Source organism: Megamonas hypermegale (assembly GCF_900187035.1).
Classification (GTDB): domain Bacteria; phylum Bacillota; class Negativicutes; order Selenomonadales; family Selenomonadaceae; genus Megamonas; species Megamonas hypermegale.
Map to the genome: position 1 here is coordinate 290261 of NZ_LT906446.1, position 23841 is coordinate 314101.

The 23841-nt window shown below is 34.3% G+C and carries 14 protein-coding genes; 12 read left to right on the forward strand and 2 right to left on the reverse strand.

Going from position 1 to position 23841, the window contains the following annotated elements; genetic code table 11:
• The first annotated feature begins 966 nt into the window (after nt 1–966).
• The 5 genes from CKV65_RS01390 to CKV65_RS01415 all read left to right on the forward strand — a co-directional run bounded on the left by CKV65_RS01390 (nt 967) and on the right by CKV65_RS01415 (nt 14353).
• On the forward strand, nt 967–2127 hold the full coding sequence (locus CKV65_RS01390) for an ESPR domain-containing protein (protein ID WP_027890648.1): 1161 nt from the start codon (nt 967–969) through the stop codon (nt 2125–2127).
• A complete protein-coding gene (locus CKV65_RS01395; RefSeq protein WP_095197672.1) occupies nt 2111–11884 on the forward strand; it encodes a YadA-like family protein in 9774 nt (3257 codons plus the stop codon). Before CKV65_RS01390 ends, CKV65_RS01395 begins: the two co-directional genes overlap by 17 nt.
• A gap of 89 nt (nt 11885–11973) precedes the next feature.
• Nucleotides 11974–12396, forward strand: coding sequence for a DUF3887 domain-containing protein (locus tag CKV65_RS01400; RefSeq protein ID WP_027890680.1), 423 nt, complete (start codon nt 11974–11976; stop codon nt 12394–12396).
• Between the two features lie 8 nt (nt 12397–12404).
• The gene (locus CKV65_RS01405) at nt 12405–12884 is read left to right on the forward strand and encodes a hypothetical protein (RefSeq protein WP_095197673.1); all 480 of its coding nucleotides are present in this window, start codon (nt 12405–12407) and stop codon (nt 12882–12884) included.
• Nucleotides 12885–12998: 114 nt separating this feature from the next.
• Nucleotides 12999–14353, forward strand: a protein-coding gene (locus CKV65_RS01415) for an IS3 family transposase (protein WP_423250140.1) whose coding sequence is annotated in 2 segments (ribosomal slippage) — nt 12999–13493 and nt 13496–14353 — 1353 coding nt in all. Because the reading frame shifts where the segments join, the coding sequence is not laid out codon by codon here.
• Between the two features lie 117 nt (nt 14354–14470).
• Here the strand turns inward: CKV65_RS01415 and guaA are convergent.
• On the reverse strand, nt 14471–15991 hold the full coding sequence (guaA, locus tag CKV65_RS01420; protein WP_036254880.1) for a glutamine-hydrolyzing GMP synthase: 1521 nt from the start codon (nt 15989–15991) through the stop codon (nt 14471–14473).
• A gap of 129 nt (nt 15992–16120) precedes the next feature.
• Entirely contained in the window at nt 16121–17086 is a 966-nt protein-coding gene (gene fba / locus CKV65_RS01425; RefSeq protein WP_027890562.1) for a class II fructose-1,6-bisphosphate aldolase, read from the reverse strand.
• 228 nt (nt 17087–17314) lie between these two features.
• Here fba and CKV65_RS01430 point away from each other — a divergent pair, with 228 nt between their 5' ends.
• From CKV65_RS01430 to CKV65_RS01460, 7 genes are all read left to right on the forward strand, one after another.
• The gene (locus CKV65_RS01430) at nt 17315–18088 is read left to right on the forward strand and encodes a ribonuclease HII (RefSeq protein WP_027890561.1); all 774 of its coding nucleotides are present in this window, start codon (nt 17315–17317) and stop codon (nt 18086–18088) included.
• A gap of 11 nt (nt 18089–18099) precedes the next feature.
• The gene (locus CKV65_RS01435) at nt 18100–18459 is read left to right on the forward strand and encodes a YraN family protein (protein ID WP_027890560.1); all 360 of its coding nucleotides are present in this window, start codon (nt 18100–18102) and stop codon (nt 18457–18459) included.
• A complete protein-coding gene (locus CKV65_RS01440; RefSeq protein ID WP_027890559.1) occupies nt 18456–19043 on the forward strand; it encodes a UbiX family flavin prenyltransferase in 588 nt (195 codons plus the stop codon). Before CKV65_RS01435 ends, CKV65_RS01440 begins: the two co-directional genes overlap by 4 nt.
• A gap of 29 nt (nt 19044–19072) precedes the next feature.
• Complete coding sequence (locus tag CKV65_RS01445; protein ID WP_027890558.1) at nt 19073–20602, forward strand: YifB family Mg chelatase-like AAA ATPase; 1530 nt, start codon at nt 19073–19075, stop codon at nt 20600–20602.
• A gap of 14 nt (nt 20603–20616) precedes the next feature.
• A complete protein-coding gene (locus tag CKV65_RS01450; protein ID WP_027890557.1) occupies nt 20617–21474 on the forward strand; it encodes a shikimate dehydrogenase in 858 nt (285 codons plus the stop codon).
• A gap of 100 nt (nt 21475–21574) precedes the next feature.
• Nucleotides 21575–22846, forward strand: a complete 1272-nt coding sequence (locus CKV65_RS01455; RefSeq protein WP_231922693.1) for a GspE/PulE family protein — start codon at nt 21575–21577, stop codon at nt 22844–22846.
• Nucleotides 22824–23840 carry a type IV pilus twitching motility protein PilT gene (locus CKV65_RS01460; RefSeq protein WP_027890555.1) on the forward strand — a complete coding sequence of 339 codons (1017 nt, stop codon included), beginning with the start codon at nt 22824–22826 and terminating at the stop codon, nt 23838–23840. Before CKV65_RS01455 ends, CKV65_RS01460 begins: the two co-directional genes overlap by 23 nt.
• The last annotated feature ends 1 nt before the right edge of the window (nt 23841 follow it).

A 23841-nucleotide genomic window follows, 5' to 3' on the forward strand; every position in this document is an offset into this window, starting at 1 on the left:
GAAAATAAGTTATTCAGATAGAATAGCTTTATAATAGACAATGTTTTAGTCTAAAATTTTTACTATTTGGCAAAGACAGTCATTTTGATGATATAAAGCAGATGACCTAAATTTGTGAGCTGGATTAAAGTCAAAATAGTAAAACTTTTTATTCAAAAGGAGGACAAATTCACAATATAAGGTCGTCTGGAGTAAGAAAAGTGTCAATATGTCACTGTAAAACTTGTTTTTTGTTCATAGCAACAAGAACAAAGTAGAACATCTGAAAATAGTATTTGCAGATGTATTGCTGCACTTATTGTAGTGGTTTTAAATTTTTAGTGCATAGTGAGTCAATTTGACTTGTGCAATAAAGAAAAAATAGCTACTTGATGTTGCATATAATTATAACAGTTAAGATAGTAATTAGGGTATATTTACCACTTTTTAGGGGTGGGACGGATAAAGACCAAATATTATTAAATAAGTGATGTTAAAGTATATGTAGCATTATGGTAGTTAGTGCATTGATAGTTTAATCTTTAAAATAAGATAATAATAAACTAGAAATTACAATGTACAAAGGATTAATAACAGTAGTAGTTATAAGATATTTAGCACCTTTTTAGGGGTGGGATGCTAACCATTGTTATCAGATAGGCAATACTAGAGCATTTGGTATTATAATGATTTTTATATTTTAATGCATTTCTAGTTTAACCTTTGTAGTAAAAAATAATAAATTAAAAGCTACAACTGTAACAATTAATAATAGTTATGAGATATCTGACACTTTTTAGGGGTGGGATGCTATAAAATATTATTAAATGGGAACCAAGACCTTTGAAGGTATTTTAAATATAACCGTAATTGTATTTACGTAAGTGCTAGCAAGTAAAAATTACGATGAAGATAATTTTAATAATATCTTCAAATCAAATCGCAAGAAAAAACAGTGAAGGATTTTACTCAAGGGAGGGTAAACTTATGAATAAGATTTATAAAGTCATATGGAGTAAGGTAAAACATCAATACGTTGTTGTTTCAGAACTTGCCCATAGTAACGGAAAACAGAGTAGGACATCTAGAAATAGCATTCGCAGTCGCATTGCTGCACTTGTAGTATGTGGTGCTATAGCAGCTTTTGGTGTTTTTGGTGCAGTGCCAAATTCAGTATTTGCAGCAGGAGCAGGAGCTATAACAAAACCAGGTCAATATATAGCTGTAGCAGTTGATCCAGATAGTCAAAACGATAGGTATTATCAAAATGGTTGGCATTATTATAAAGAAGGTGACACTAGAACATTTGCAGATGCTCAAGGTAATACGCATAATTATACTTTTGTAAATGTTGGTGGCAAAAATTATTGGGTACGTGAAGGTTATACGATTACTATTGAAGAAGGAAGTAGATTTACAGCATATAATCAATCAGGAGATGTAATAGCTCCTGAAGATGGTAGTTTTATTATAGATAGCCAAAAAAGTCCTGATGCAGATGATGCGGGTTTAATATCTTCAAGTGAAGTTGTGTTAGCAGAAAATGAACATCGTCAAACTAATTCTGGGGCATTAGTAGATGTATCTGCTGGTATTTATGGTGGAGCTGTCAATAGTGGTGGAACAGAAGTAAAATCAAGATATAATTATTATATTAATGATAATAATAGTGGCTGGAAAGATGTTGGTAATAAAGAAAATATTTCAGGTATGGGAAATTATTTTAGGCAAGTATTTCGACAATCTGATGGCACATATAGGACTGCAACAGGAATAACAGTATCTACTGATAATTTATATGTAATAGATGGTAAATTAGGTGCATTTTTTAATAGCAATAACAGTGTTTATACAGGAAATGTCTATGGTCTTCATAATGAAGTTTTAATGACTGGTGTAGATAGCGTTAATGGCAATTATTATAGCTATTGGGGAACGAAAATAAATGATCCTAATATGTCTATGTCTAATATGACTATAGGTGACCATGATAAAATTGTTACAGGTTTGCAGACTAATATTGACCATGTAAATGGTGATATTGTTCAAGAAATAAAATTAGATGGCAATACAGCTGGACAAGGTGGTACTTATCAAGATGGTAAAGGCGGTACTATTAATTTAGAACGTCGTGGCTATTGGAATTGATGAAAATGATAAAAATAAAATATCAGTTGTTACAGGAAATGGTCTTGGCATAGAAGATGGAAAAGTTGTAGCAAAAGCAGGAACTAATGTAACAATAGATGAAAATGGAATTAATGCAAAAGATACAACATTAGTAGGTGGAGAAATAACACCAACAACATCTGAAGACGGATATGAAAATACGTATGAAATAAAAGATACAGATGAAAATAAAGCAATACTTAAAGATGTAGCAAGTGCAACAAAATTAAGTAGTGTAGATAGTAAAGTAGGAGATACAAATTATAGTTCTAATAACTATATCAATGATGGAGATAGTTTAACTGAAGCTGCTAGTGATTTAGATACTGCTATAAAAACAACAGCTAATAAAGTAGATGCAGGCTGGAAAGCAACAGCTGGTGAAACTAGTATTGATGTAAAACCAACAGAAGATGGTGTAGTACCTACATTAAATTTTGCTGGAGATAATAATATTAGTGTAACAGCAGATAAAGCAAGCAGTACAATTAATGTAAAATTAGATCCAACACTTGAAGTTGAAAGTGTAACAGCTACAGGAAGTGTAAATGCTGGAGGAACAACAATTAGTTCAACAGGACTTGCAGTTGGAGGAAAAACATATGTAAGTTCAAATGGAATTAATGCACAAGGTCAAAAAATAACAAATGTAGCTAATGGCACAGATAAAAATGATGCAGTAAATTATGGTCAATTAGAAAGTTATGTAAGTGGTAATGCAACATATACAGAAGGCGATGGTATCAATATAAATAATAAAGTAATAAGTGTTGATACAGGAAAAGGCCTTGGCATAGAAGATGGAAAAGTTGTAGCAAAAGCAGGAACTAATGTAACAATAGATGAAAATGGAATTAATGCAAAAGATACAACATTAGTAGGTGGAGAAATAACACCAACAACATCTGAAGACGGATATGAAAATACGTATGAAATAAAAGATACAGATGAAAATAAAGCAATACTTAAAGATGTAGCAAGTGCAACAAAATTAAGTAGTGTAGATAGTAAAGTAGGAGACACAAATTATAGTTCTAATAACTATATCAATGATGGAGATAGTTTAACTGAAGCTGCTAGTGATTTAGATACTGCTATAAAAACAACAGCTAATAAAGTAGATGCAGGCTGGAAAGCAACAGCTGGTGAAACTAGTATTGATGTAAAACCAACAGAAGATGGTGTAGTACCTACATTAAATTTTGCTGGAGATAATAATATTAGTGTAACAGCAGATAAAGCAAGCAGTACAATTAATGTAAAATTAGATCCAACACTTGAAGTTGAAAGTGTAACAGCTACAGGAAGTGTAAATGCTGGAGGAACAACAATTAGTTCAACAGGACTTGCAGTTGGAGGAAAAACATATGTAAGTTCAAATGGAATTAATGCACAAGGTCAAAAAATAACAAATGTAGCTAATGGCACAGATAAAAATGATGCAGTAAATTATGGTCAATTAGAAAGTTATGTAAGTGGTAATGCAACATATACAGAAGGCGATGGTATCAATATAAATAATAAAGTAATAAGTGTTGATACAGGAAAAGGCCTTGGCATAGAAGATGGAAAAGTTGTAGCAAAAGCAGGAACTAATGTAACAATAGATGAAAATGGAATTAATGCAAAAGATACAACATTAGTAGGTGGAGAAATAACACCAACAACATCTGAAGACGGATATGAAAATACGTATGAAATAAAAGATACAGATGAAAATAAAGCAATACTTAAAGATGTAGCAAGTGCAACAAAATTAAGTAGTGTAGATAGTAAAGTAGGAGACACAAATTATAGTTCTAATAACTATATCAATGATGGAGATAGTTTAACTGAAGCTGCTAGTGATTTAGATACTGCTATAAAAACAACAGCTAATAAAGTAGATGCAGGCTGGAAAGCAACAGCTGGTGAAACTAGTATTGATGTAAAACCAACAGAAGATGGTGTAGTACCTACATTAAATTTTGCTGGAGATAATAATATTAATGTAACAGCAGATAAAGCAAGCAGTACAATTAATGTAAAATTAGATCCAACACTTGAAGTTGAAAGTGTAACAGCTACAGGAAGTGTAAATGCTGGAGGAACAACAATTAGTTCAACAGGACTTGCAGTTGGAGGAAAAACATATGTAAGTTCAAATGGAATTAATGCACAAGGTCAAAAAATAACAAATGTAGCTAATGGCACAGATAAAAATGATGCAGTAAATTATGGTCAATTAGAAAGTTATGTAAGTGGTAATGCAACATATACAGAAGGCGATGGTATCAATATAAATAATAAAGTAATAAGTGTTGATACAGGAAAAGGCCTTGGCATAGAAGATGGAAAAGTTGTAGCAAAAGCAGGAACTAATGTAACAATAGATGAAAATGGAATTAATGCAAAAGATACAACATTAGTAGGTGGAGAAATAACACCAACAACATCTGAAGACGGATATGAAAATACGTATGAAATAAAAGATACAGATGAAAATAAAGCAATACTTAAAGATGTAGCAAGTGCAACAAAATTAAGTAGTGTAGATAGTAAAGTAGGAGACACAAATTATAGTTCTAATAACTATATCAATGATGGAGATAGTTTAACTGTAGCTGCTGGTGACTTAGATACTGCTATAAAAGCGACAGCTGATAAAGTAGATGCAGGCTGGTCGTTGTATTCAAACGGTAAAGAAGTTAAAAATGTAAAACCAGGTAATAATTGGATAAGTATTGATTCCGGTGATAATGTATCTATCACTAAAAATGAAGATGGCAACGGTATTAAGATTTCTGCTGATTTAAAAGACTTAGATGTAGAAGATACAAATGCTGTTCTGTATGATAATGAAGGCAAAACTTCCGTAACTCTCGGCGGCACAGGTCATGAAGCTGTTAAACTTACCAATGTAGCGGCTGGTGCATTAACTGAAACATCTACCGATGCTGTAAACGGTAGCCAGTTATTTGAAACCAATACTAAAGTAGATGCAGGCTGGTCGTTGTATTCAAACGGTAAAGAAGTTAAAAATGTAAAACCAGGTAATAATTGGATAAGTATTGATTCCGGTGATAATGTATCTATCACTAAAAATGAAGATGGCAACGGTATTAAGATTTCTGCTGATTTAAAAGACTTAGATGTAGAAGATACGAATGCTGTTCTGTATGATGATGAAGGTAAAACTACTGTAACACTCGGTGGCGAAGGTCATGAAGCTGTTAAACTTATAAACGTAGCAGCTGGTACAGTAGATGCTACATCTACAGATGCAATAAACGGTAGTCAGCTTTATAAAGTTCAGCAGCAGGCTGGAAAACATACCGAAATAACGGTTAACGGTGGAGTAGCTGCACCAGATGACGGCACATATACGCATGACGAACAAGGTCATTTAGATGGCAATTTGTTGTTAAAACAAAGTGAAGGTACAAATGGTCAAACGGTATATGATTTAAAACTAAATCCAGATATTACGTTACAGAGTGAAGATGACAAACTTGAAACACAGGATAATAGAGTTGAATTAAGCGGTTCAAATGGTACTATCATGGCAACGACTGATTTCAATGACATGAGCGCAACAACAACAATCAACGGTGGTAACGTTTATGTAGGAAATAGTGTATCCGTTGGTGATAAAGTTGTTATGACCAATGAAGATATCACCGGATTGTCCAATACTAATTGGGATGGAACAACGGATAATGTAAGCAGAGCAGCAACAGAAGGTCAGTTAAAAACTGTATCCGACAATGTAAATGCAGGCTGGATTGCAACAGATAATAACGGTAACCAAATTACTGTAAATCCAACAGATAATACGTTGAACTTCTCTAGTGATGAAAATGTTACAGTAGCAGCAAATAAAGATACCGGCTCAATTGATGTATCGTTGAACAATGATATTGTATTAAATGGTGAAGGTGAAGCTGAAGATACCAAGAATAATAGGGTTACATTAAGCGGAACAAACGGTACAATTATGGCAACAACTGACTTCAATGATATGAGTGCTACAACAACTATTAATGGTGGTAATGTTTATGCAGGAAGCAGTGTATCTGTTGGTGATAAAGTAGTAATAACGGATAAAGATATTACTGGATTGTCCAATACTACTTGGGATGGTACAACTGATAATGTAAGCAGAGCAGCAACAGAAGGTCAGTTAAAAACTGTATCCGATAATGTAAATGCAGGCTGGATTGCAACAGATAATAACGGTAACCAAATTACTGTAAATCCAACAGATAATACGTTGAACTTCTCTGGTGATGAAAATGTTACAGTAGCAGCAAATAAAGATACCGGCTCAATTGATGTATCGTTGAACAATGATATTGTATTAAATGGTGAAGGTGAAGCTGAAGATACCAAGAATAATAGGGTTACATTAAGCGGAACAAACGGTACAATTATGGCAACAACTGACTTCAATGATATGAGTGCTACAACAACTATTAATGGTGGTAATGTTTATGCAGGAAGCAGTGTATCTGTTGGTGATAAAGTAGTAATAACGGATAAAGATATTACTGGATTGTCCAATACTACTTGGGATGGTACAACTGATGATGTAAGCAGAGCAGCAACAGAAGGTCAGTTAAAAGCTGTATCCGACAATGTAAATGCAGGCTGGATTGCAACGGATAATAACGGAAACCAAATCACTGTAAATCCAGATGATAATACGTTGAACTTCTCTGGTGATGAAAATGTTACAGTAGCAGCAAATAAAGATACCGGCTCAATTGATGTATCGTTGAACAATGATATTGTATTAAATGGTGAAGGTGAAGCTGAAGATACCAAGAATAATAGGGTTACATTAAGCGGAACAAACGGTACAATTATGGCAACAACTGACTTCAATGATATGAGTGCTACAACAACTATTAATGGTGGTAATGTTTATGCAGGAAGCAGTGTATCTGTCGGTGATAAAGTAGTAATAACGGATAAAGATATTACTGGATTGTCCAATACTACTTGGGATGGTACAACTGATAATGTAAGCAGAGCAGCAACAGAAGGTCAGTTAAAAACTGTATCCGACAATGTAAATGCAGGCTGGATTGCAACAGATAATAACGGTAACCAAATTACTGTAAATCCAACAGATAATACGTTGAACTTCTCTGGTGATGAAAATGTTACAGTAGCAGCAAATAAAGATACCGGCTCAATTGATGTATCGTTGAACAATGATATTGTATTAAATGGTGAAGGTGAAGCTGAAGATACCAAGAATAATAGGGTTACATTAAGCGGAACAAACGGTACAATTATGGCAACAACTGACTTCAATGATATGAGTGCTACAACAACTATTAATGGTGGTAATGTTTATGCAGGAAGCAGTGTATCTGTTGGTGATAAAGTAGTAATAACGGATAAAGATATTACTGGATTGTCCAATACTACTTGGGATGGTACAACTGATGATGTAAGCAGAGCAGCAACAGAAGGTCAGTTAAAAGCTGTATCCGACAATGTAAATGCAGGCTGGATTGCAACGGATAATAACGGAAACCAAATCACTGTAAATCCAGATGATAATACGTTGAACTTCTCTGGTGATGAAAATGTTACAGTAGCAGCAAATAAAGATACCGGCTCAATTGATGTATCGTTGAACAATGATATTGTATTAAATGGTGAAGGTGAAGCTGAAGATACCAAGAATAATAGGGTTACATTAAGCGGAACAAACGGTACAATTATGGCAACAACTGACTTCAATGATATGAGTGCTACAACAACTATTAATGGTGGTAATGTTTATGCAGGAAGCAGTGTATCTGTCGGTGATAAAGTAGTAATAACGGATAAAGATATTACTGGATTGTCCAATACTACTTGGGATGGTACAACTGATAATGTAAGCAGAGCAGCAACAGAAGGTCAGTTAAAAACTGTATCCGACAATGTAAATGCAGGCTGGATTGCAACAGATAATAACGGTAACCAAATTACTGTAAATCCAACAGATAATACGTTGAACTTCTCTGGTGATGAAAATGTTACAGTAGCAGCAAATAAAGATACCGGCTCAATTGATGTATCGTTGAACAATGATATTGTATTAAATGGTGAAGGTGAAGCTGAAGATACCAAGAATAATAGGGTTACATTAAGCGGAACAAACGGTACAATTATGGCAACAACTGACTTCAATGATATGAGTGCTACAACAACTATTAATGGTGGTAATGTTTATGCAGGAAGCAGTGTATCTGTTGGTGATAAAGTAGTAATAACGGATAAAGATATTACAGGACTTTCTAATACTACTTGGGATGGCAGTACTAATGATATAAGTAGAGCAGCAACAGAAGGTCAGTTACAAATGGTATCTGATAAAGTAACTGCTGGATGGACTGCAACAGATGATGCTGGTAATAAGATTAATGTAAATCCAGAAACTCGTCCAACATTGAATTTTGCTAGTGGTAAAAATATAACTGTAAGTGCAAATGAAGATAGTGGTGAAGTTGAAGTATCATTAAATGACAATATTAATCTAAACAATAGAGTTTATATCAATGGAGATCCAGAAGAAGGAAATAATACAATTGTTGATATAAAATCTAGTGATACATCTAAAGAAGAATCTATATTTGCTGTAGAAGATAAAGGAAATGGTTCTATAAGCATTGGTGGCATCGATATAACAAATGTTGATGGTCCATATTTAGCTGTAGGCGATGGCAAATTAAAATTCTATAAAGATGGTGGTCTTTCTACTGGTAATGCAACAGGTACATTTAGCGTTAGACCAGATGGCGATTTAGAAATAAATGGAAAGAATAGTTCATTTAATGTAGATGCTGAAACTGGTAATGTAAATGCTATAAATAATAGTGGTTCTGCTATTATGATGAATGATGATAGTGTAGCTTTAAATGCTAGTGGAAATGGTGTAGCAATATCTGATGAAGGAATTACATTAAATACTAATGGAAGTGCAGTAACTGTAGATAGATTTAATGGAGCAACATTTACTAATACTAATACAACAGAGTCTACAAATATAAATGGTGCTAATATCACAGCAGGTGAAGGAGAAAACCAAATTAAGATCAATGGTGCTCCAAAAGCTGATGATCCAGCATTGAGTGTAGGTACTGATAAATTTGTAGTAGGACAAGATGGTAGCTTATCAGTAAGTGATAAATTTAATGTAGACGCTGAAACTGGTAATATAAATGCTGTGAATAGTAATGGTTCAGCTATTATGATGAATGATGATAGTGTAGCTTTAAATGCTAGTGGAAATGGTGTAGCAATATCTAATGAAGGAATTACATTAAATGCTAATGGAAGTGCAGTAACTGTAGATAGATTTAATGGAGCAACATTTACTAATACAAATACTGGTGAAACTACAAATATTAATGGTGATATTATTACAACAGATACAGTTAAAGGTCTTTCTAATACTACTTGGGATGATGAACTTGCAACACAAGTAGCAAATAGTGAAGAGCTTCAGGGTACCGCTGCAACTCAAGGTCAATTACAACAAGCAGTTAGTGCAGTGGCAACTGAAGCTGCTAAACAACATACTACAGTATCTGGCGATGATAACTTAACAGTAAAATCATCAGTAAATGAAAATGGTGGAACAAATTATCAAGTAACATTGGATGATGATATTACTTTAGGTAATCCAAAAGCTGGTAATACTGAAGGTGAAAGAAGCTTTACAATCAATACTACTGCTCCAGAGGGATATGTTCCAGATTCATATAAAGAAGAAAACAGTAGTGGTGCAGAATTCATAAAAGAAAATGGTGGATTTATGCTCTTTGCAACAGATACCCAAGGTCATGGTATATTTGGTGTAACAGCAAAAGGTTCAGCATGGGCTAAAGATTTTAAAACTTATACTACTGATATTTATGGTAATAATACACAGTATAGCTTAAATGATGTTGGCGATGCTGTAGCACAAATGTCTTCTTATTATAATAAAGAAAATGGAAAATCTTATACTGTATTCTCTCGTTATCATAATGAAGCAGAGAAGGATAATCCATTTGAAACTGTAGATGGTGCAACTCGTGATATCCCATTAGCTCTTCGTGATGACGGTGCAGTGCTTATTGGTGCTACTATTGAAGGTGAAGGCTTCACTGATAATGGTATTAGAATTAATGCTGAAATTGATGATGATGGTAATAATAAGGCAACAATCACTGGCTTAGAAAATACAGAATGGAAACCACCTACACCAGTAGCTACTTTAGCAGCAAATGATGGAAGTGCAACTGTAACAAGTAGAGCTGCAACAGAATCTCAGTTAAATGATTTATATAGTGCAGTAGCTGCTTATGATGTTAATGTAGATGGTACTATTGATTATAGTCATATTGCTTTAGCAGGTGCACCTTATGGAGCTTCTAGAGCTGGTAATGGAACACCTACAGGTGGTACAAGTATTACTAATGTAGCATATGCTTCTGGTACTGATGGTAGTGAAGCTGTAAACGTTGATTACCTCAAAGATACTATTAATAAAGCTGTTGAAGCTGGTGGCTCTATTTCTAATAGTGATAAACATCTTGTTGCTAATACAGCAGAAGGTTCTAACGGTGTATATAAACCAAATGCTGAAGGTAATGTAAACTTAATTGTTTCTGATGAAAAAGGTAATAGTAGTACTGTAACTATTGGCGACGTTGCAAGTAAAACTGAACTTGATAGTTTGAAAACTAATGTTGGTGATCTTAACTATGACAAAGTAACTGGCGATAAACTTATAAATGGCGATAGCGTAACTACTGCTATTGGTAAACTTGATAACAAGATTGAAAATATCAGTGGTACAGCAACAGATGCAGCTAATAACACTGTAACTGGTGGTACTATTAAAGATGACGGTACAATTTCCTTAACGCAAAAAGACGGCGGTACAGTAGCTTTAGATGGCAAACTTACAGATAGTGGCGTTGTTCAGGATGGTACTAAATTTGATGGAGAAACTGGTACTTTAACAATTACAAGTCAAGACAAATATAACAAAGGAACAAGCTCTGTAACTGTAAGTGGCATTGCAAGTAAAAATGATATCGGAACTGTTAAAGATACTATCGGTGCTACAAGCAAAGAAGATCTTAAAGATGCTTATAAAGATGCTGATAAAGATGGCAATGCAACTACTGAATATATCACTGATTCTGAAACTATGGTTGATGCAGACGTTGCTCTTGACCATGCAGTTCAAGATGTTGCAAATACTAGCTATGCTAATGATATGATTTTAAGCAATCGTATTGATAACGTTGAAAGTCGTTTAGGCGATGTTGAAGAACGTATTGATAAAGTAGGTGCTATGGCTGCAGCTATCGCAAACCTCAGAACTATGGGATATGACCCAGAAGCTCCAACTGAAGTTGCTGTTGGCGTTGGTCAGTATAAGAGCGAAACAGGTATTGCTCTTGGTATCTTCCATTATCCAAACCAAGACTTCATGCTCAGTGCAAGTATCTCTACTTCCGGCGATGAAGTAATGGGCGGTATCGGTGCTACTTGGAGAATTGGTCGTAAAACTGCTGAAGAAAAAGCTAAAGACGAAGAAGAACGTATTCTCGCTAAAGCTGAAGAAATTAAACAGGCAGCAAAACGCGCTGAAGTAAAAGAACAAGCAGAAAGACATGCTAAACTCTTAGCTGAAAGAGAAGCAAAAGGCGAACCAATTGTACCGGTTGAAGAAAGCGCAGAACAAGCACAAGCTTGATTAAAAATTTAATCTAATAAGTAATAGGCGGCAAATTAATATTTGCCGCTTATGCTTTAATATTTAAAAATAGAGTAAAGGTGATTAAAATGAAAAAGATTATATGTATATTGGTAGCAACTATGATGATGGCTTTTGGAAGCATTTGTAATGCATCAGATAGTAGTGACTTAAGTAGTGAACAAAAAACGGCACAGCTCTTTATAGACGCGTTTAAAGGGGAAAAAGTACCAGCATATGATGTTTTAAGTCGTAATTTTTCTGATGGATTGAAAAATCAGTTTAAAGAAGCTAATTACAGTGGCTTACAGAGAAATATAAAAAATACATTTGGTACATTAACAGAAGATAAATTTTATATTTATCAGCGTCAAGAACAAAATGATATAGTTGCATATAATGTTACTTTTGACAGCAATAAACAAGCTCAATTAATTTTTGTATTTGATAAAGACCAAAAACTCGTTAATGTTGCTGTACAACCTATAAATACACAACAACAGAGTGAATAAGATAAATTATGAAAAAATATATTCTTATAGTAATGGGTTTATTGATGGGAGTCTGTGGTATGACATATGGAGTTGGTTCAAATAATGTAGCAGAGGCAGCTACAGAGCAAAGAATTGGAAATAGTGATTATGGCATTATGTATATATATCCAGATACAGTAGAAGCTGTTAAAAAGGATGGGAGATATTATGTCGTTGTTTCGGCAGAAGACCGTTATACTGATAAAAAGTTTTTAGCAGAACTTCGCCAGGGTGAAAATATGCAAAATGTTGTAAGTACTCTTTGTCTATATATGTTTACTAATGATGGTAGATTTTACTGTATGCCACAGAGATATCTTATTGATAATGAAGGCAAAGTATGTGTTGATTTAGGTAGCGATATGCAATTTAGAGGCATTGATGAAAAAATCTTGACACAGGTATATACTGCATCTTTGAAAGTATTAGAATCAAAACAACGCTTTCAAAATATGATGAAAAGATAAAGAATACTTATTTATTTTTAATTAAATATAAAAAAGACCTACAATAATTACTAAAATGTGAACTGCACCCCAAAAGTTGGACAAAAAAACAACTTTTGGAGGTGCAGCTTTTTTATGACTAAATACTCAAATGAATTTAAAGTTAAAGCAATTAAAATGGTTTTAAAAGGAGATTCTATTTCTCATGTATCTAAAATTCTAAACATGCCAAATACAGCTTCTCTTTGTAGATGGATATCTCATTATGAACATGATGGCATTTCACAACTTCTTCATAAAAATCGTAAATATACTCCTATCTTTAAGCAAAAAGTTATTGAATATAAATGGCTACATCATTTATCATTAAATCAAACAGCAGCCAAATTTTCCATTCCTAATACTGGTACAATTTCTACATGGGAAAAATTGTATAGCTCTTATGGATTTTCTGGCTTAGTTTCTAAGAAACGAGGTAGACCATCTATGAAAAAATCTAAAAACAAAGTTAACAAACCTAAAAAAGAACTTTCTTATGTTGAAAAATTGGAACAAGAAGTTTATCAATTAAGGATGGAAAATGACCTATTAAAAAAGTGGCATGCCTTAATGAAGCAATGGGAAAAGGAAGGAAGACACTAGTTTTAGTAATTGCTAAATTAAGGAAAAAATATACTCTAAAAGCCCTATTAAACTATACAAAATTAGCTAAAAGCACATATTATGATGCATTAAAAAAATTATCAAAAGAAGACAAATATAAAGGATTAAAAACATTAATTCATAATATTTGTAATAAAAATCATGGAAGATATGGATATAGAAGAGTAACTTTGCAACTGCATAAACAAGGAATAAAAGTCAATCATAAAGTAGTTATGAGATTAATGAAAGAAGAAAATTTAACATGTAAAGTAAGAGCAAAGAAATATAAATCTTATAGAGGGCAAGAAGGGAAAATAGCTAAAAATATATTAAATAGAAATTTCAAAGCATCAAAACCAAACGAAAAATGGGCAACGGATGTAACAGAATTTGCATTATGTAATGAAAAAATATACTTATCACCAATAATAGATTTATATAACGGAGAAATAATAAGTTATAAAATATCGAAAAGACCAATACTAAAGCAAGTATTAGATATGGTAGAAGATGCAACAAGAAAGATAAAAGAAACGAAAGGAATAATTCTACATTCAGACCAAGGATGGCAGTATCAGAATAAAAGATATCAGGAGTTATTAAAAGAAAAAGGCATTATCCAAAGCATGAGCCGAAAAGGAAATTGCTTAGATAATGCCGTAATAGAAAATTTCTTTGGTTTATTAAAAAGCGAATTGTTCTATTTAAAAAAATTCAAATCCGTTGAAGATTTTATAAAAGAGTTAAAATCTTATATAAAATATTATAATACAAAACGGATAAAGATAAAACTAAAAGGACTTAGTCCCGTAGAATATAGAACTAAGTCTCAATTAGTAGCTTAATTAATATGTCCAATATTTTGGGTGCATATCATAAAGGTAGTCTTTCTTTTTTGTTAAATAAATATGATGAATAAAAAAGCTAAGCCCTTAGTTAAGGACTTAGCTATATTTTTTATCTTATTCCCATTCGATTGTAGCTGGTGGTTTAGAAGTTATATCATACACAACTCTGTTTACGCCAGGTACTTCGTTTACAATGCGACGGGATACTTTGTCTAATACTTCATATGGAATTCTAGCCCATTCAGAAGTCATTGCATCGCTACTTGTTACAGCACGGAGTGCAATAGTATGGCAATAAGTACGGCTATCGCCCATAACGCCTACAGAGCGGATATTTGGCAAGCAAGCGAAATACTGCCAGATTTTTTCAGAAAGACCAGCTTTAGCTACTTCATCGCGGAAGATAGCATCTGCTTCACGAACTACAGCGAGTTTATCTTCAGTGATTTCACCGAGTACGCGGATAGCAAGACCAGGACCTGGGAATGGTTGACGCCATACGAGGTCATGAGGAATGCCTAATTCTTCACCTACAGCGCGTACTTCATCTTTAAATAATTCGCGCAATGGTTCGATAAGGTCAAATTGAATGTCTTCTGGTAAACCACCTACATTGTGATGGCTTTTGATAGTAGCAGATGTTTTTGTACCACTTTCAACAACGTCTGGATAAATTGTACCTTGTACAAGGTAATCGATTTTTCCGAGTTTGTTAGCTTCTGCTTCAAATACACGAATGAATTCTTCACCGATGATTTTGCGTTTACGTTCTGGGTCAGATACGCCAGCGAGTTTGCCTAAGAAACGGTCTTTGGCATTTACGCGAATGAGGTTCATGTCGAATTGTTTACGGAAAACGTGTTCAACTTGGTCACCTTCGTCTTTACGTAAAAGACCATGGTCAACGAATACGCAAGTTAATTGTTTGCCTACAGCTTTATGAACGAGTACAGCTGCAACGGAGGAGTCAACGCCGCCACTCAATGCACATAAAACTTTTTTATCGCCTACGATTTTTTTGATTTCAGCAATTTTTGTTTGAGCGAAAGAGCTCATTGTCCAGTCGCCTTTTAAGCCACAGATTTTAAACAAGAAGTTCTGTATCATTTTTTGACCAAATGGTGTATGTTCAACTTCTGGGTGGAATTGTACACCGTATAATTTGCGGCTATCATCGCACATAGCAGCTACAGGTGTATGTTCTGTAAATGCGATTGTCTTAAATCCTTGAGGAACTTTTTCTACATAATCTCTATGGCTCATCCAGCAAATTTCATCGTGGGAAATGCCAGAGAATAAATCAGATGTTACATCTAATTTAATATTCATTTTGCCATATTCGCCAGCTTCAGCATGAGCTACTTTACCGCCGAGATTATGTGCCATGAATTGATGTCCATAGCAGATACCGAGTACAGGAATGCCAAGTTCAAAGATTTTTGGGTCAGCCTGTGGAGTATTATCAGCATAAACGCTACTAGGGCCACCTGTAAAAATAATAGCCTGTGGATTTTTAGCTTTGATTTTTTCGATTGTATAATCATAAGGGACAATTTCGCAATATACACCGCATTCACGTACACGGCGTGCGATTAATTGATTGTATTGTCCGCCAAAATCAATAACAAGAACCATTTCATGATTTGTATTCAATGTTTTACCTCCTAGATAAAAAATGCTCTCTTTACAAAAATAGTTTACTATACAGTAGTTTTTCTGTAAAGAGAGCATTTATACTATAGCCAAATTTAATTTTTAAACTAATTAAGCTTTGCCATTGCAACCGAGAACGTCTTTGATTTTATGAGCAACTAAAGCTTTGATGTTAGCTCTACCGTCAGCTACATATTGACGTGGGTCGAAATGATCTGGATGTTCATTGAAATGTTTACGGATACCAGCAGTCATTGCAAGGCGTAAGTCGGAGTCAATGTTGATTTTGCAAACAGCCATAGAAGCAGCTTTGCGGAGTTGGTCTTCAGGAACACCAACAGCATCTGGCATATGTCCGCCATTTTCGTTGATAATTTTAACAAATTCCTGTGGAACGGAAGAAGCACCGTGTAAAACGATTGGGAAGTTAGGAAGACGTTTAGCAACTTCTTCAAGGATATCAAAACGAAGTGGAGGTGGAACTAAGATGCCATCTTCATTTCTTGTGCACTGGTCTGGAGTGAATTTGTAAGCACCATGGCTAGTACCGATAGCGATTGCTAAGGAGTCTACACCAGTTTTTGTTACGAATTCTTCAACTTCAGCTGGGTCAGTGTAATGAGCTTCATGAGCAGCTACTTTAACATCATCTTCAATACCAGCGAGCTGGCCAAGTTCAGCTTCTACTACTACGCCATGAGCGTGAGCATATTCTACAACTTGTTTAGTTTTTTCGATGTTTTCTTTGAAATCATAGTGGGAACCGTCGAACATAACGGAAGTGAAACCACCGTCGATGCAAGATTTGCAAGTTTCGAAATCAGCACCATGGTCAAGATGTAAAGCGATTGGAAGACCAGTATCTTCGATAGCAGCTTGTACAAGATGAACAAGGTATTCGTGTTTAGCGTATTTTCTAGCACCAGCGGAGCACTGGAGAATTAAAGGAGCGTTTAATTCTTTAGCAGCTTCAGTGATACCCTGAACGATTTCCATATTGTTTACGTTAAAAGCACCAATTGCATAGCCGCCTTCGTACGCTTTTTTAAACATTTCTTTAGTTGTTACTAATGGCATGTAAAAGACCTCCATAATCAAAAATTAAATTTCAAAGATATTATATCATAAATTCTGTCAATTTGTATATCAAAATCGGAAAATTATTTAAGTTTGAGTATATTTATTTTTAAATAATGTAAATTTATATCCGTAAAGAAAAAAGATGTATGATATAATTTTATAGATAAAAAATAATAAAAATATTTGATTTAATGTGTAAGATAATTAACAATAGTAGGTGAAAAAATGGATATAGAAAATTTATCGATAAAAGACATAAAAAATTTAATTATTACAACGAAAGATGAAGATAAGAAAGAGCTTTGGCAAGCAATAAAAAATGATGCGCGCAAAGGTGTGCAGGCTCTATTAAAAGCACATGAACGCGAAGAAAAAGAACGCTTGCGAGTAGCAGCATTATATAAATATGAAGATGAATGCAGAACGCGTGGACATAAGTTTGTTGCTGGTGTAGATGAAGTTGGCCGTGGACCACTTGCTGGCCCTGTAGTTGTTTCAGCTGTTATATTACCACCTGATTTTTTTATTCCTAAATTAAATGATTCTAAAAAATTATCAGAAAGTACACGTGAAAAATTGTATGATATTATCTTGGAAAATGCCGTAGCGGTGAATACTGCTGTGATAGATGAAAAGACGATAGACCGCATAAATATTTATCAAGCAGCTATGAATGGAATGTATCAAGCGATATACGGTTTAGCAGTAAAACCTGATGAAGTTTTAATTGATGCGATGCCACTTGATAGTCTAGAAATACCGCATCAATCTATAATCAAAGGCGATGCAAAATCTGCTTCTATTGCAGCGGCTTCTATAGTGGCTAAGGTTACGCGTGATAGAATGATGAACGATTTTGATAAGATTTACCCGCAATATGGTTTTGCGCAAAATAAAGGTTATGGTACAAAAGAGCATATTGAAGCATTGCGAAAATATGGCCCATGTAAAATACATCGCTGTTCTTTTGAACCGATAAAATCAATGGTAAATTTTTAAAGGGGTATATAATGGTGAAAAATAATATGGGTGTAAGGGGTGAAGATGCGGCTGTAGAGTATTTAAAAGATAAGGGATATACTATATTAAATCGCAATTTTCACAGTCGATTTGGTGAAATAGATATTATTGCTAAAATAAAAAATATAATTTGTTTTATTGAAGTGAAAACGAGAAAAAATAATTGTTATGGAAGACCGGCGGAAGCCGTAAACTATAGTAAAAGACAGAAAATAATTCAGACAGCAGAACAGTATTTATCCTGTAACTTTAGTGAAAATTTTATGTATAGATTTGATATTATTGAGGTATTTTACTATGATAGTTATATTTTTTCATTTAACCATTTGAAAGGGGCGTTTGAGGTTTGATTTTAAAGGATTTTTCAGAAAAAAAACGAATTGTAGTCGGTGTATCAGGTGCTAGTGGGGGAATTTATGCTTATCGTTTAGTGCAAGTCCTTGCAGATTGCGGGATTGAGGTGCATTTTGTAGCTTCAGATGCTGGCTGGCAAGTGCTTGATTATGAGTGCGGTGTAGGGCGCGAACAGTTGACAAAATTAGTGCACAAGGTCTATGATGTGAAGCGTATTGATAGTGCTATCGCAAGCGGCTCTTTTCCCTGTGATGCTATGGTCATTGTACCATGTTCAATGAAAACCTTGGGGTGTTTAGCAGGGGGAATTGCCGATAATTTATTGACTCGTAGTGCTGATGTAACTTTAAAAGAAGGTAGAAAATTAATATTAGTAGTGCGAGAAACCCCCGTCCATGCTATACATTTGGAAAATATGCTTAAATTAGCACATGCAGGCGCGCGCATACTGCCAGCTTGTCCAGGCTTTTATCACAAACCGCAGACTATTGATGATATAGTGGATATGCTTGTAGGCAAAATTTGTGATGCTTTAGGTGTGAAAACCAATTTATTTAAACGCTGGACGGGTGAAGAATAATAATAAAGCCCCAAGATAGGGGTGATATGATGTTTGCTAAGACATTTGGCGCAACGACTTTGGGTATAGATGGTATGCTCATAGAAGTTGAAGCTGATGTTACAAATGGATTACCTAAGTTTGAAATCGTAGGATTAGCCGATATGGCTGTAAGAGAAGCTAAAGAACGCGTTCGCGCTGCTATACGAAATGCAGGTGTGAGTTTGATGCCTAAGCGGATAACGATAAATTTAGCACCAGCAGATTTAAAGAAAAATGGTTCAATGCTCGATTTGCCGATTGCAATTGCATTATTGCAAGCATACGGTTATCTCGATAAAGCAAAATGTATGGATAGTATGTTTGTCGCTGAATTATCGCTCGAAGGTCAGGTTCGTACAGTGGCTGGTGTTTTGCCCATGGCAATTTTATGCAGAAAGCTCAATATAAAGCGATTTTTTGTTGCTAAGGGTAATGAACAAGAAGCTTTGCTCGTTGATGGCATTGAAGTCTATGCTGTAGATGAATTATCTGAACTGATTGCTTTTTTGGAAGGCAGAAAAAAATTAAAACCTGCTGTACGTATAGAGCAAAAATCGGAAGAAAATAATTTTGTAGATGATTTTGCTGATGTACAAGGACAATTTATGGCGAAAAAGGCATTAGAAGTGGCAGCGGCTGGCGGTCATAATTTATTGATGGTAGGTTCACCTGGTACAGGTAAGACAATGCTTGCTCGCAGATTGCCATCGATATTGCCGAAGATGTCGTATCAAGAAGCGTTAGAAGTAACAAAGATTTATAGTATTGCTGGTTTATTATCGCGCAATGGAGGTTTAATCACACAAAGACCGTTTCGCAGTCCACATCACACTGTTTCTAGTATTGGCATAATCGGCGGAGGTAGTATACCAAAGCCGGGAGAAGTAACACTAAGTCATAATGGTGTGTTGTTTCTCGATGAACTACCTGAATTTAGTAAAACGGCTTTAGAAGCTTTAAGACAACCTCTTGAAGATGGTGAAGTTTTAATCACTAGAGTAAATGCTTCACTGAAATTTCCGTCGCGCATGATTTTAGTAGCGTCAATGAATCCATGTCCATGTGGTTATAAAGATGACAAATTGCGTGAATGTACTTGCAGTGATTATGAAATAAAACGCTATACGCGGAAGATTTCAGGACCATTGTTAGATAGAATAGATATTCAAATTCAAGTGCCACGAGTTCGTTATCAAGATTTTGCTACAAATGAGAAAGCTGAAACATCGAAGATAATTCGGCAGAGAGTGGAAAAAGCAAGACAATTACAATTAACGCGCTTTGAAAATTGCCATATATTTTGTAATGCACAGATGTCGCATGCTATGATTAAAGAATTTTGTCACCTAACTGATGAAGCTAAACAAATGTTGAAATTAGTTTTTGAACAAATGCGTTTAAGTGCCCGCGCTTATGATAGAATAATAAAAGTAGCGCAAACTATTGCTGATTTAAATAACAGTACTGATATTGAAGGCAGTCATATTGCTCAAGCAGTACAATTTCGCAATAATTTAGCGTTAACGGAAAAATTTTAGAAAGTGGGTATGAAATGTATACTGGAAAGACGAAAAATCTAGGCGTAATCGGTTATCCGATAAAACATTCTTTATCACCAGTAATTCAAAATGCAGCAATTGCAAAAGCTGGTCTTGATTATACGTACATCGCTATGCCTATAGCACCAGAAGATTTAAAAGTAGCTGTAGAAGGATTAAAAGCTATTAATTTTAGTGGTTTTAATGTGACAATACCGCACAAATTGGCAATCATGCAATATTTAGATGAAATTGATGATACAGCTAAATTCATTGGTGCTGTTAATACTGTAAAAATAGATAATGGCAAATTATACGGTTATAATACTGATGTAATTGGCTTTATCAATCCATTATTAAAAGAAGGCTTTGATTTAAAAGATAAAACAGCTGTAATCTTAGGTGCTGGCGGAGCTTCACGCGCTATTATTTGTGGACTAATAAAACATGGTGTAAAACGCATTGTAATAGGTGTTCGCAATCAAGCTAAAGGGGCAAAATTAGCTGAAGGATTTGCTGATTTAGTTTCTATTGAAGCTTTTGAATGGCATGATGAGAAGTTCGTTTCTTGGTTGATGAAGGCTGATTTACTTGTAAATACAACTCCTTTGGGAATGTTTCCTAATGTTGATAATATGCCTCCTGTCGATTGGGATAAAGTAAATAAAAATGCTTTTGTTTACGATATAATTTATACTCCAGCTGAAACACGTTTTTTACAAGAGGCAAAAAAACATGGTCATAAAATCTTAAATGGTGAACGAATGTTAGCTGAGCAAGGTGCAGCTTCATTGCGTTATTGGACTGGTGCTGATGTTGATGTCGATATCATGGTAAAGACATTGCGTGAATATTTAGCTACAAATAAATAATTATAGTTAGTCTGCAAAATTCAGACCGTAATATCATAGATGTATAGGTGATAATAAGGCCTATACATCTTTTTTTATCTTTATAATGCAGGTGATGTATTTGCTTGAAAATTTACAAAACGATTTAGATGAAAGCATAGCCAAGATTAAAGAAAATTTGCAGATAAATACTCGCAATAGTTTTTTGCAGGGAAGTTTATCTAAATCACCTATAAATAAGTTGGCGGATTTGATAATCGATTATGCTGTTAAAATGTGTGCAAGTGATATCCATTTTGAACCGCAACAGGATTATTTACAGATACGGTTTCGCATTGATGGTGTTTTATTGCTTGTATATAAAGTGCCACAACAAATTCAAATTCAATTGATATCGTATTTAAAGCTCATGGCGGGTATGGATATTTCAGAAAAGAGATTACCGCAAGATGGAAGTATTTTATACACTAAAAAACGTTTAGATATACGTGTATCAGTTATTCCTGTATTGTTCGGTGAGAAAATTGTCATGCGTCTTTTATCTAGTGATAGTAAAATATTATCCTTGTCACAAATGGGATTTAGTGTAGATAATTTGCATTTATTTAAGCGATTGATTAAATCTTCTAGTGGAATAATAACTATCACAGGTCCTGTAAATTCAGGCAAATCAACTCTTTTATACAGCGTGTTAAATTATTTAAATACGCAAAATGTCAATATAGTGACGATTGAAGACCCGATAGAAATGAAAATAAATGGTATAAATCAAATGCAAGTGAATTTGAAAGCTGGTATGGATTTTGCTAAAGGGCTTAGAGCTATATTGCGCCAAGACCCTGATATCGTGATGATTGGTGAAATTCGCGATGAAGCTTCGGCTAAAGAAGCTGTTAGAGCAGCTTTGACAGGTCATTTAGTTTTTACTACATTGCATACATCAAATGCTTTAGGCGCTGTTGCTCGCCTCATTGATATGAATGTAAAGCCTTCAATGTTATCAATAGCATTAGCTGGCAGTGTAGCGCAGCGTTTAGTGCGGAAAATTTGTCCAAAATGTAAAGAAGTTTATCAGCCTGAAGAAAATTCATTAGAAGCGCTTTTATTGGGTAAGAAATTTCATGCAGGAATGAAATTATTTAAAGGTAGAGGGTGTAGTTTTTGTAATAATAGTGGTTATGTGGGAAGAATTGCTGTTCATGAAATTATGGTACTTGATGACAATATTAGAATGTTAATTGCTAAAGGTGAAATTGATTTAAAATTAAAAAGATTTTTAAATTTAAATGGCATGAAGACATTATTAGACGATTGTTGTGAAAAAGTTTTGAGTGGAATTACAACAGCGCAAGAAGTGTGGCGGGTATTGAATGGAGTATATAAGTTTAGGTAAATTTAAACAGATTTTAGAAAAAGCTATGATGATAAAAGCATCAGATATTCATATAAGTGCTGATAGTGCAGTTTATTTTCGGCGAAAAAATAAATTAGAGATGGATTGTGAATATAGTTTTTCTAAAGATGAAATTATTGAGCTTTTAAAACAATTATTAAAGGCTTCTCAACAGGAAATATTGTTAAAAAATCATACACTGGATTGTGCGTATACGTATAATCAAAGGCGTTTTCGTTTGAATATTTTTAAGGCAATGGGCAAATTTAATCTGGCTATACGCTTAATCAATAAAGATATTTTAAATATCGATACATTTGTGCGCAGTGATGTTTTGAAAAAGCAATTACAGAAAAATCATGGGCTCATATTGATTTGTGGGGCAACTGGCACAGGAAAGAGCACGACTTTGGCGGCAATGATTGACTATGTTAATAAATCTATTGTAAAGCATATAATCACTTTGGAAGACCCGATAGAATATGTATTTGAAAATCGCAAGAGTTTAATTCAGCAACGCGAATTTAATGAGGACTTTTATGATTTCTCGCAAGCTGTAAAAATGGCACTTCGGCAAGACCCGGATATATTGATGATAGGAGAAATACGTGATACTGCTACGATGAAAGCTGCGTTAGAGGCGGCAGAAACAGGTCATCTTGTTTTAGGCACGTTGCACGCTGGTTCAGCTATAGAAGCTGTAATGCGTATGGAAAGTTTTTTTATGCAAAATGAACAAAATGGTATATGTACACAAATTGCTCAGAGTTTAAACTGCATTGTTGTACAGCAATTATTAGAGGCAGTAGATGGTGAACTTATTTGTTGTATGGAAATTTTATTGGCTTTGCCAGCAGTGAAAAATATAATTCGTCAGGGACAAAATCAGCAATTGATTTCGCAAATGCAGTTAAACAAGCAAAATGGCATGCAAACAATGCAAGATGGAATGAATTATCTTTTAGAGCATAAAATAATAAAAATGGGTAAATGAT